Source organism: Marinilabilia sp. (genome assembly GCF_016278715.1).
Taxonomy (GTDB): domain Bacteria; phylum Bacteroidota; class Bacteroidia; order Bacteroidales; family Marinilabiliaceae; genus Marinilabilia.
This window is the reverse complement of sequence record NZ_JADQBH010000233.1, coordinates 1-11,329: the sequence shown is the minus strand read 5'-3', so window position 1 is coordinate 11,329 and position 11,329 is coordinate 1. Positions and strand designations below refer to the sequence as shown.

The 11,329-nt window shown below is 42.3% G+C and carries 11 protein-coding genes; 1 reads left to right on the top strand and 10 read right to left on the bottom strand.

From position 1 onward, the window contains the following. From QZZ43_RS14360 to QZZ43_RS14345, 4 genes are all read right to left on the bottom strand, one after another. Positions 1-657, bottom strand: a 657-nt coding sequence (locus tag QZZ43_RS14360) for a glycosyltransferase (RefSeq protein WP_291860799.1), incomplete at its 3' end; no start/stop codon positions are given. Continuing rightward, a complete protein-coding gene (locus QZZ43_RS14355; RefSeq protein WP_291860797.1) occupies positions 654-2,591 on the bottom strand; it encodes an amylo-alpha-1,6-glucosidase in 1,938 nt (645 codons plus the stop codon). The genes QZZ43_RS14360 and QZZ43_RS14355, both read right to left, overlap by 4 nt. A gap of 673 nt (positions 2,592-3,264) precedes the next feature. Then, positions 3,265-4,266, bottom strand: coding sequence for a GSCFA domain-containing protein (locus QZZ43_RS14350; protein WP_291860795.1), 1,002 nt, complete (start codon positions 4,264-4,266; stop codon positions 3,265-3,267). Beyond that, the gene (locus tag QZZ43_RS14345; RefSeq protein ID WP_291860791.1) at positions 4,256-5,107 is read right to left on the bottom strand and encodes an alpha/beta hydrolase; all 852 of its coding nucleotides are present in this window, start codon (positions 5,105-5,107) and stop codon (positions 4,256-4,258) included. Before QZZ43_RS14345 ends, QZZ43_RS14350 begins: the two co-directional genes overlap by 11 nt. 397 nt (positions 5,108-5,504) lie before the next feature. Between QZZ43_RS14345 and QZZ43_RS14340 the strand changes: the two genes are divergently transcribed. After that, positions 5,505-5,918 carry a secondary thiamine-phosphate synthase enzyme YjbQ gene (locus QZZ43_RS14340; protein WP_291860788.1) on the top strand — a complete coding sequence of 138 codons (414 nt, stop codon included), beginning with the start codon at positions 5,505-5,507 and terminating at the stop codon, positions 5,916-5,918. A gap of 2 nt (positions 5,919-5,920) precedes the next feature. Here QZZ43_RS14340 and queG read toward each other — a convergent pair whose 3' ends face one another. The 6 genes from queG to sufC form a co-directional block, all read right to left on the bottom strand. Then, complete coding sequence (queG, locus tag QZZ43_RS14335) at positions 5,921-6,865, bottom strand: tRNA epoxyqueuosine(34) reductase QueG (protein WP_291860785.1); 945 nt, start codon at positions 6,863-6,865, stop codon at positions 5,921-5,923. Positions 6,866-6,874: 9 nt separating this feature from the next. Further along, on the bottom strand, positions 6,875-7,192 hold the full coding sequence (locus tag QZZ43_RS14330; protein WP_291860784.1) for an SUF system Fe-S cluster assembly protein: 318 nt from the start codon (positions 7,190-7,192) through the stop codon (positions 6,875-6,877). Positions 7,193-7,242: 50 nt separating this feature from the next. Further along, positions 7,243-7,665, bottom strand: coding sequence for a SufE family protein (locus tag QZZ43_RS14325; RefSeq protein WP_291860783.1), 423 nt, complete (start codon positions 7,663-7,665; stop codon positions 7,243-7,245). Between the two features lie 44 nt (positions 7,666-7,709). Beyond that, positions 7,710-8,930 (bottom strand): aminotransferase class V-fold PLP-dependent enzyme, encoded by a 1,221-nt coding sequence (locus QZZ43_RS14320; RefSeq protein WP_291860781.1) that lies wholly within the window; start codon positions 8,928-8,930, stop codon positions 7,710-7,712. A gap of 73 nt (positions 8,931-9,003) precedes the next feature. Then, a complete protein-coding gene (sufD, locus tag QZZ43_RS14315) occupies positions 9,004-10,395 on the bottom strand; it encodes a Fe-S cluster assembly protein SufD (protein WP_291860780.1) in 1,392 nt (463 codons plus the stop codon). A gap of 39 nt (positions 10,396-10,434) precedes the next feature. Further along, on the bottom strand, positions 10,435-11,190 hold the full coding sequence (sufC, locus tag QZZ43_RS14310; protein WP_291860775.1) for a Fe-S cluster assembly ATPase SufC: 756 nt from the start codon (positions 11,188-11,190) through the stop codon (positions 10,435-10,437). Positions 11,191-11,329 lie beyond the last annotated feature (139 nt).

The following is an 11,329-nucleotide window of genomic DNA, read 5'->3' as shown; positions in this document are numbered from 1 at the left end:
CACGGTGCGGCGGGTCAGATTGCTCACCGCAATCACCTTATCGGCAGCCTCCATGCCTCTTTTTTCAATATCAAACACCACAGGATTTACACTTCCTCCGCTTCGGTCGAAATCGGTAGCATGAACATGAATAACCAGTGGTTTCCCGGTTGCCTCTTTGGCGGCAATCCCGGCAGGATAAGTAAGCCAGTCGTGGGCATGAATCAGATCGAAGGCATAATCCTGGGCAATCACATTGGCAACCAATGCATAATCCCGAATTTCCTGCAACAGATTGGCACCATAAGCTCCGGTAAAAGGAACCTGTCCTGCTTCATCGGTTTGTACATACTCAAAAGCACCATCTTCCTTTTTCGATTTCTGAATCTGAAAGTATTCATCCGGATCGGTATAGGGCATCATTCGAGAGCCAACCTCAATATAATCGAGTTTACGGCTAAAGTGCTTCAGATTTAATGTACGATGTTTAACCGGCACCTGATTGGCACCAATTAAACTGATTCCCTGTTGGTCTTCATCACCAAAAGCTTTGGGAACAACAAATAAAACCTGCAAGTCGGAAATATAAGAAAGGCCCCGGGTTAACCCAAAACAAGCGGTTCCCAGACCTCCGGAGATATGTGGGGGAAATTCCCAACCAAACATTAACACCCTCATAGGTTACTATATTTTTCAATTAGGTTAATAATACTCAGAACTCCGCCAACATTCCATGCCATTGATATGGCTCCTTTCGCAACATGAGGCGGATTTCCGTTGAAACATTCAGAAATACTCCCCACACAATGGTCACCCATCTCTTCCTCAAAATCTTCCAGCATTCGTTTCACAAATGCCAGACCTCCCTGTTTATGGATATCGAGATAAGCTTCAGCAAAAAAAGCTGCCAACCAGGGATAAACAGTTCCCTGATGTAGTGCCAAATCACGTTGTTTCTGATTTCCTTCATATACCCCTTTGTATTTGGGATCCTGTGGCGAAAGGGTACGAATACCTCGTGGGGTAAGAAGTTCTTTTTTCACCACATCCACAATAGATTTTCGTTCCTCCACCGAAAGGGGAGAATAAGGCAAAGCCGCAGCAATTAATTGATTTGGACGAATAGAACTATCCTTATGTGCACCATCAACAAAATCGTAAAGGCATTCATCTTCGGCATTCCAGAAAACATCAATAAAAGCAGTTTTCACTTTTTCAGCCAACTGAGCATAAGGAGCACCTACTTCGGGCTCTTTAGCTTCTTCGGAGAGAAATGCAAAGAAAGAAAGTGCATTATACCACAAAGCATTCAATTCAACGGTCAGGCCTGGTCTCCAGGTGACGGGTTGCCCATCAACCACAGCCTCCATCCACGTAAGAGGAACTCCATCCTTTTTTGCGTACAAAAGACCGTTGGCTTCCATGTGCATGAATGCACCATCCATTTTTTGATAGTGATCAAGCACGGCTTGCATCACCTTTCGGTATTTTTTCCAAACCTGAGGTGGACTACAATTAGTCCGGCAGTGCCGCACAGCCCAGAAAAACCAAAGTGGAACATCAATATCGCTACTTAAAAGAGACTCATTTTTTGAAAGGTATTTTTCCTCAATCTCTCCGGCAATATATTCAAGGATACTTCGGTAAACCTCTTTATCTTCCTGATAATACGACAATCCCGGCAAGGCCAGCAAAGTATCCCGATGCCGCTCCTTATACCAATGATAACCGGCCATCAGGCGTATGTCTTTGCCGCGTGAAAGCAAAAACTGCTGACCGGAGTTCAGCAAATTATTAATCATACTGTCCCTGGGAATCCTTTTCTTCTTCTCGCGTGTGAATTTTGTTTTCAGTCCATTGGCTTTAAAAGCCGATGTTCCGGCGGACATGACAATACTTTCTCCTTTTTTAATATCGGCTTCAAAATAACCCGGAACAAACAAATCTTCTTTAAAAGGATAGCCGCGATGTTGCTCCTTGAAATACTCCACACCCCGATACCAGTCAGGAACAGGAATAAACTCAATTGGTTTGCTTGACTGCAAATACAGTGAAGGAAATCCTTCGTACATTTTCACTGAAATCCCGTTCTCGACCTCCTGGTAACGGGTATTTGCATTCATGTTCTGGTAGGTAAGTTCGTTTACATTGCGAAAAGCCAGAAAAGGCTTAAACTTTATCCTGGTAGGCGAATGAGCCTCTTCCAGTGTTACCTTGAAAAGCAATTGTTCTTCTTTTTCAACCAAAACCATCTCAGTGGACAAGATCACCCCGCCCACCCGATAGTAACGCTTCGGAATATCATCAATTTCAAAATTGGAAAGATACTTATGTCCTTTTGGCTCATAATGACTTCCCTGATATTTATGAATTCCCAGGTTAAACACCTGTCCATGTTGTTCTACGGAAATATCCAGAGACGACAGCAACACAAAATGGTCACCGCCCAATTGCTCCAGAGGACAAACCAACAGCCCATGATATTTCCGGGTATTGCAACCAATAATGGTAGTACTGCAATACGAACCAGCCCGGTTTGTCCTGAGTATTTCCCTGTGCAAAGAATATTCAAGATTTACCAGACGATCTTTTCCGAGTTGATAATAGGTCATATAGAAATTATTTTAGGTCAAAACATATTTTAAATTAATCCATTGATATGCTTATGTTACCTGAGCTCTTCTATCAAGTCAATTTTCCTTTTTATCCCTTACTGTCAGGACAAATTTTCACATCCCTAAGAACTCAATTTATTAAATACTTCCTCCAAAAACAAAAATTTGAAAAGATTCTAATATCTCGATGAGTGTGGAATAAAAGGGTGTGTTTTCAGGCTGGACTAATCAATAAAAAAGCACAGAAAACCTCACTCAAGTTAGGTAGAAAGCCGTCAAAAATCAATTGATTATTTATACCAAGGGCAACTATCCCTGACAATCATTAAAAAATCAAAAAAACAGATCTCCCCTTATGAAACGAACTTAACCAAAACCATAAATCTTTTCAACAAGACACACTCATCACTATCCGAAATAATTACAAATCAGACGGCTAAGCATGAACCTGAGAACACATAATCCATAGGCAACGAAGCCATCTCAGGAGCTCAATGTGAAATTTTCCTGGAAAATTTAAGAAGTCACCCTCCCCCGGATAAGCACAACCATCAATAAAAGAATTTCAATTTGAAGAATTAAAGATAAAGATAATTTTAACCAGTTAAAAACAATTTTTAATCTTTTTTAACCGTGATGCAAGAATAAATTCAGCTGAAATAACCGAATTCTATTTTTCGACTTTGAACAATAAATTCTTAAAATAAAGATGGTCAGAGTCCAGGTCTGCCTGAGGGAATTGAAGTTTGATATTTTCAATCAGTTCAATTGATTTCCGGATAAAAGTCAGCGATTCAGAAGCAGCAGGATCCACAATACGATGCTTTCGTGCCTTAGCTATTTTGGAAGCCAGGGAAATAAACTTTTGGGCATCGTTGCTAAAGAGTGAATCAACGAGACGCCGCCAGATGTAGTCAACCGCCTGCTCCGAAGGATTAAACATCCCAGGGTCATAAAATCTGTAATCGCGTAACTCGTCCATCACAATTTCGAAAGCGGGGAAATACTCAACACCGTCAAACAGTTCCACCAGTTTATTAATACCAAGAAAAAGTACAGATTTACTCAACTGATTCCCATGAGCACCATCCTTCCAATGACGAACAGGACTAACGGTAAAAAGAATTTTCAGTCCGGGGTTGAACATTCTCAGAGAAACAATCAGTTCTTTATATAAGGCGACAATTTCGTCAGGCTCCAGACGGTAACGAGAAAAAAAACCTGTCGGCATCTTATGACAATTGGCAACAATTCCGGAAGTATCAACCCGCTCGTAAACATAAGAAGTGCCAAATGTTAGCACCAGGTAATCGGTTCTGCCAAGAATTTCGTGGGTGTTTTCCAGTGTCTGATTTATTTTTTTGGATACATCTGTCTTATCTGCCCCGCTAAACACACCGTGAAAATCGAAATGATGCCAATGTTCATTATGCAAAATCAGCTCATCCTCCTCACACAACTCAAGATTCATTGTTCTTTCCAATAAGCGGGCTATAGACCAGGGGTTATAGACCACCCCAAATGGATTAACCACAGCCTTAAGACGTGAATCAACAAAGCGGGCCCCGATATGGTCTGAAAAACAAGAGCCCAGTAATAATACTTCTGAACCGACATCAATAGATAAATCAAATCTTTTTATGTTAACAACCGTCCTGAATTCATTTTGCATGAGACTCATTTTTCAAGATTTCAGAAATCCATGAAGTTAAAAAGAAAAACAAATCATCAGCAACAGGTTCGCAATGCAGTTCATGCCTTGCATTTTTAGCCCCGTAAAACCCTGCGTTTTCTCCTATTTTATCGGAAAGTTGACGAGTAGTCTTAAAATCAGTAATTGAATCAGCAGTTCCATGAGCAAAAAATAATGGGATAGAAAAGCGGGATGGACGATCCAAAACATCACGTGCCGCCCTGTTCAACTCACAGAACAAACGAACCGAAATCTTATGATGCATCAGCTTATCCGCGTCGCTGGACTTTTGTTGTTCCGGAATGGAACTCAATTCATTCGCTTTTATCCCGGTTCGGAAAGTCATCCTGGGAAATAAATAATTCCAGACAGAAGCTGCCTTTTGAATTAATTGAGACGGTGGGTTAACTAACCTGAGCCAGGGAGAAGTTATTACAGCCCCAGCAAAATCCTGTCGCTTTTTAAGCAGAAAATTCAATACAAGACTTCCCCCCATGCTATGGCCGTAAAGAAAAACGGGTAAACCCTCCCAACTGTGCTTAACCAACCGGATTAAACTACTAATATCATCAAGATAGTTATTAATATGATCAATATGTCCTCTTCTTCCTTCAGAGAGTCCATGTCCCCGCAAATCAACGGCATAAACCAAAAAGCCCTGCTCACAGAACCGATTTGCCCAGACATCATATCTCCCGGAATGTTCGCCTATTCCATGGACAATACAAATCACTGCATGGGGATTTCCAGCAGGTTTCCATAAACGCCCGATCAGGAAAGCTCCGTCACCACTGACCAGATTAAATTCCTTGCTCTGCATGGTATGTTTTGACTCTTCTATTAAAACGGGTGCAAACATAACATTAAACAATACATTATTAGCATTACCGGGACATCACATAGATGCTAAATTTAGTTAATTTTTGAAAAACAAACAAAATTTACTTTGCAATTTCCGGGCCATTTTAGGTTGAAAAAATCCAACCTTCCCTTTACAGGAGTTTATGGTCTTAAAAATAGCGTTGAGTTTTTTTAAACTCCATGCTATTTTTTATTTTAGCAACAATTCCTGAAGTAAAAAAGATATTTTTTAATCTGTGCCGAAGTCAATCGATTAATAAGGAAGACTCCGGAATTTGCTTTAACCAAGAGTTTGACTATAAAAATATTATTTAGTCTGAACTCAACAAGGTGTTCCAAAAAATCCACAAAAAGAGATGCAACACACACTATTATTCAGGACTGACAGCCACAACCAATTGGTGGATATTACCAGTGAAGTGGCCAATGTAGTTTCGAAATCTGCCATAGAAACCGGAATGGTAAACTTATATGTGCAAGGTGCCACTGCAGGCATAATGATTCAGGAAAACTGGGACGAATCGGTGCAATCTGATGTACTCAACTGGCTGAAAAAGATGATTCCTCACGGAGTTTGGCAACACGACACCCAGGACAGCAACGGAGATTCGCATCTCAAAGCTGGCTTTGTCGGCCCCTCGGAGACCATTCCGGTTATAAACGGAGAAATGGGCCTTTCCAGATGGCAAAATATTTTTCTATGTGAATTTGATGGTCCAAGAAGTGAGCGAAGGGTTGTGGTTACTATCTTCAATACTGAAAAAACCTGACCTCACTCCTTCTGCGTATCCACAAAACGCAAGTTTCGCATCAGTCCATCAAAGCCGGCCCGGCGGATGGGACTTCCCTTCGACAACTCATCGAAAGCTAACTCATCCAGAGAACGCCAATCCACATTGGTCATATCCCTGAAAGCCGGTCGTAAATCGAAGTCGGGTTCATTGTGGGGCCTGGCTTTCCAATTCCAGGGGCAAACATCCTGACAAATATCACAGCCAAAAATCCATCCTTCAAACTGTCCGGCAAATTCTTCCGAAATCTTTCCTTTATTTTCAATAGTCAGATAGGAAATACATTTATTGGCATCCAACTGGTAAGGGGCTGTCAAAGCACCCGTAGGACAAGCAGCCAGACATCGGGTACATCCACCACAAGCCTCTTTTATAGCTTCCCCGTAAGGAAGCTCAATATTCAGAAGAATCTCACCAATAAAGAAAAATGAACCCAGCCGGGGATGAATAAGGTTTGTGTTTTTCCCGCGCCATCCAAGACCTGCCCTGGCTGCCAGCGAACGTTCAGAGACCGGTGCCGAATCTACAAAAAAACGACCTTCAGCTTCCGGTGCAACATCCGACTGAATAAAAGACATCAATTTTTTGAGACGGTTTTTAACCACCTTATGGTAGTCGCGCCCGTAAGCATATTTAGCAAGCTTGAAATCAGATACCTGATGTGTTTCTCTGTGGGGCTTATAGTTTTGCAGTACCAGCACCACCGACTTTGTACCTTCCACCAGAAGGCGTGGGTCATTCCGCTTTTCCCTGTTGCGATCCATATAACCCATACCGGCATGGTTACCCTGAACCAACCATTGGTCATAAAAAGCCGCTTCTTCCTCTAAATACTGAGCTTCAGCAAAAGAAATATCGTCAAAGCCAAGCTCCAGTGCTTTTTGGCGAATCAGTTGACCACGTTGCTCTGCAATCAGATTCATCATGGAAAATATTTACAGAAGTCCCAGTTCCAGAAGTGCTTCTTCCGAAAGCATATCTTTAGTCCACGGCGGGTCGAAAGTAAGATTCAGTTCCACATCTTTCACGCCTTCCACCGACAGCACCTTTTCATAAACCTCTTCCGGTAATGATTCGGCCACCGGACAATTGGGAGAGGTAAGGGTCATCACCACTTTGACTTTCCCCTCCTCACGCACTTCCACTTCATAAATAAGTCCCAGATCATAAATATTGACCGGGATTTCGGGGTCAAAGACAGTTTTTAATGCCTTTACAATATCGGTTTCGGTATTCAGAAATTCTGTGCTCATAATATTTTTCTTTTACAACAAACGATCTCTCATCTCCTAAAGTTCACCATTTATCCCATCTTTGCCTTAAAAGCCAAAGCATACGCCTTGATTTGTTTCACCATAGCCACCAGACCGTTGCTGCGGGTAGGCGACAGATGTTCCTTCAATCCTATTTCATCAATAAAAAAAAGTTCGCTTTCCAAAATTTCATCAGGCGTATGACCGGACAGGACACGCAGCAGAAGTGCCACAATCCCTTTTACAATAATTGCATCACTATCACCCTGAAAAACTATTTCTCCATCATTCAATTCTGCATGAAGCCAAACCTTCGACTGGCACCCTTCAATCAGGTTTTGCGGTTGACGATGAACTTCATCAAACGAATCGAGTTCATTTCCCAGTTCAATAAGCAAAGAATACTTATCCATCCAGTCATCAAAAGCAGCAAATTCTCCAATAACTTCTTTTTGTTTTTCTTTTATGGTCATGTTGATTTTTTTTTTGCAAAGATAGCAACTTCAAAAAAAAGAGTTTAGCTGAGCATAGAACCCACACGCAACAGCGCTTCCACCAGGCGGTCAACTTCTTCCTTTGTGTTGTAAAACGCAAAGGAGGCCCTTACTGTACCGGATATCTGAAACCGATCCATCAACGGCTGCGCGCAATGATGTCCAGTGCGCAAGGCAAAACCCAGTTTATCCAAAAGGGTTCCCACATCAAAGGGGTGAGAATGGCCTAAAAGAAAAGAAATAACACTGGTATGATTGGCTGTTTGCCCAACAAAGCGCATTCCGGGCACTGTTTGCATTTTTTCCTTGGCGTATTCGAACAACTCATGCTCGTAGGCCCAGATTTCTTCCAGTCCTTGCTCCTGCAGATAATCAATAGCAGCTCCCAATCCAATCACTCCGGCATAGTTGGGGGTACCGGCTTCAAATTTATAGGGCAAATCGTTAAAGGTGGTTCCCGAAAAAGAAACCTTGTCAATCATTTCGCCACCTCCCTGATAAGGCTTCATCATCTCCAGCCATTTTCTCTTGCCGTAGAGGACACCCACACCCGTAGGAGCGTACATTTTATGACCACTGAAAACATAAAAATCGGAATTCAGTTTCTGAACATCCACAGGCAGATGATGAATTGCCTGTGCCCCGTCGATCATCACCGGAACGTCAGCAGCATGTGCCAGCGCAATTATTTCCTCAACGGGATTAATGGTTCCCATCACATTACTGATATGCGCCACAGCAACCAGACGGGTCTTTTCATTTAGCAATTCACCAAAGACCTGCATATCCAACTCGCCATTGTCAGTTACCGGCACTACTTTTATGGCAACACCCCTGCGCTGAGCCAGCAACTGCCAGGGAACAATATTACTGTGATGTTCCATCTCGGTAAGAATGACCTCATCTCCCTCCTTCAAAAAAGTCTCTCCAAAAGAAAAGGAGAGCAAATTGACAGATTCTGTAGTTCCCCGGGTGAAAATGATCTCATCGGAAGAATCGGCATTAATAAATCCGGCTACTTTCTTGCGAGCATCCTCAAAAGCTTCGGTACATACGTTGCTTAAATGGTGTACACCTCTGTGAATATTGCTGTTTATAGTTTTGTAAACCCCTGCTTCAGCATCAATTACCGCTAAAGGTTTCTGAGTGGTAGCTGCATTGTCGAAATAGACCAAAGGCTTACCATTGACCTCCTGAGAAAGGATGGGAAAATCTGCTCTAATTTTTCGGATATCAAAAGCCATAGTACAAAAAAAAACAATCCGGCACCTGCCAGTAAAGACGGGTACCGGAAAATATTATTACATCAAAAGTCTCCTACAGGCAGGTTACGTCAGTACCCTTTTGACCGCATACCACACAGGAGTGACACTTGTCAAGTTCTCCACGAAAACGCTTCTCTACCAGCGCTCTGATTTGCTCACGCAGGGGCTTCACTTTTATCTTTTCAATAACTTCGTAGGCAAAAGCATACATCAAAAGAATGGTTGCCTCCTCCCTACTGATTCCACGTGTCCGCAAATAGAACATGGCGTCCTCATCAATCTGCCCCACAGTTGCACCATGACTACATTTCACATCGTCGGCATAAATCTCAAGCTGCGGCTTGGTATTCATTTTAGCATCGTTGGTTAACAGCAGATTATTATTCGACTGATAAGCATTGGTTCTCTGGGCATCGGGACGAACCATGATTTTCCCGGTAAAAACACCGATGGAATAGTCGTCAAGCACTCCCTTAAACAACTCATCACTAAAACAATCAGCCACTGCATGGTCGATGTATGAAAAATTATCCACATGTTGATTTTTGTCCAGCAGATACAACCCGTAAGCATGACCTTCGGCATGAGCCCCGGCCAGTTTCAGCTCAATATTGTTGCGTGCAACTCCTGCATGTAAGGTCAGATTATTCGTAGCCAGATGCGAATTCTCATGTTGCTCAAAATAGAATCCGGCCACCTGAGTGGTTGCGTTATGTTGATTTTGCAAATTGTACAAATCAAGCCGTGCATCCTTCCCCACATAACCTTCGGTAACGCTGTTCATGACAAACTTACCGGTGGTAAGCGTATGGTCGCACACCATAATCCGTGCCTCGCTGTTATCGTCCATAACAACCAGATTACGCTGGGTCGTCATCAAAGCCTCTTCCGACATCAGGATGTTCACAATTTGAATGGGTTTTTCGACCACCACTCCTTTTGGTACATGAACGAAAAAGCCATCCTGTGCAAACATGGTATTAAAAGCCACAACACCATCCGACAAATAGGGGGCACGTGAACCATAATATTTTTCAAGGAATTCAGGATCCTCTTTTGCCAAATGAGCGAGACTTCCAATGCGTATCCCTTCGGGGAAGAGATCAGGATTGTTGCGGGTATAATACCATCCGTTTACCAGATAAATGGTTATGGAATCCAGCGTTTCCAAGTCGCAGGAAAAAACATCCTCCACATTTTCGGTGAGAATTTCCGGTTTCAGAGAAAAAGAAAAATCCCCATTGAACAAGGGCTGAAGATTGGTATATTTATAATTTTCAACTTTATTGGAAGGAATGCCTAACTCCTGAAAGGCATCAAAAGCCTCATCGCGCAAATTGTTAAGTACGATGGAAGATTGTTCTTCAATCAGCGATCTGTTCTCTTCAAACAGCTCAACAAGAGAGATATCCTTGCCAATAATATTTTTTATAACATTATCCATTCAATTCAAAATTAAAAGTTCGACTCCGGGAAAGGCGGTTTATTTATCGCCAAACTCCTTCTTAATCCAGTCGTACCCATTGGCTTCCAACTCATGGGCAAGTTCCTTTCCACCGGTTTTCACAATCCTACCATGGTAAAGCACATGAACAAAATCGGGGACAATGTATTCCAGAAGCCGCTGATAGTGTGTAATCAGCACAGTAGCATTGTCGGGACGTTTTAATTTGTTTACTCCGTTTGCAACAACCCGCAGTGCATCAATATCCAGACCCGAGTCTGTTTCATCCAAAATAGAAAGCTTTGGCTCAAGCATAGCCATTTGAAAAATTTCGTTCTTCTTCTTCTCTCCTCCGCTAAACCCTTCGTTCACCGAGCGATTGGTCAAATCAGAATCAATCTCCACAAGATTTTTCTTTTCACGCATCAGTTTAAGAAACTCACTGGCAGAAAGTGCTTTTTCGTTTCTGTATTTCCGAATCTCGTTGATGGAAGTCCTCAAAAAATTAACCATACTCACTCCTGGGATTTCAACCGGATACTGAAAGCTCAGAAACAAACCCTCTCTGGCTCTGTCTTCCGGAGCCATTTCCAGAATGTTTTTCCCATTAAACTCTACCTCTCCCTCGCTCACTTCAAACATCTCGTTTCCGGCCAGCACAGAAGCCAGCGTACTTTTCCCTGAACCGTTGGGACCCATAATGGCATGTACCTCCCCGGGTTTCACTTTCAGGTCAATTCCCCTGAGGATTTCTTTATTTTCTATCTTAGCATGTAAGTTTTTTATCGAAAGCATATTTTCAGAACTTATAGAATGATTAGATAATGGAATTCTGCGACTTGGCGGCTTAACAAATTCCAAATGTGATTTTCAATTTTATACCAGACTCCAGAATTTGATTACCCCACACTGCCTTCAAGACTAATTTCAAGTA

Coding starts and splice junctions, on each gene's coding strand:
- QZZ43_RS14355 (WP_291860797.1), bottom strand. CDS start 2,591: ATGACCTATTATCAACTCGGAAAAGATCGTCTGGTAAATCTTGAATAT.
- QZZ43_RS14350 (WP_291860795.1), bottom strand. CDS start 4,266: ATGCAAAATGAATTCAGGACGGTTGTTAACATAAAAAGATTTGATTTA.
- QZZ43_RS14345 (WP_291860791.1), bottom strand. CDS start 5,107: ATGCAGAGCAAGGAATTTAATCTGGTCAGTGGTGACGGAGCTTTCCTG.
- QZZ43_RS14340 (WP_291860788.1), top strand. CDS start 5,505: ATGCAACACACACTATTATTCAGGACTGACAGCCACAACCAATTGGTG.
- queG (WP_291860785.1), bottom strand. CDS start 6,865: ATGATGAATCTGATTGCAGAGCAACGTGGTCAACTGATTCGCCAAAAA.
- QZZ43_RS14330 (WP_291860784.1), bottom strand. CDS start 7,192: ATGAGCACAGAATTTCTGAATACCGAAACCGATATTGTAAAGGCATTA.
- QZZ43_RS14325 (WP_291860783.1), bottom strand. CDS start 7,665: ATGACCATAAAAGAAAAACAAAAAGAAGTTATTGGAGAATTTGCTGCT.
- QZZ43_RS14320 (WP_291860781.1), bottom strand. CDS start 8,930: ATGGCTTTTGATATCCGAAAAATTAGAGCAGATTTTCCCATCCTTTCT.
- sufD (WP_291860780.1), bottom strand. CDS start 10,395: ATGGATAATGTTATAAAAAATATTATTGGCAAGGATATCTCTCTTGTT.
- sufC (WP_291860775.1), bottom strand. CDS start 11,190: ATGCTTTCGATAAAAAACTTACATGCTAAGATAGAAAATAAAGAAATC.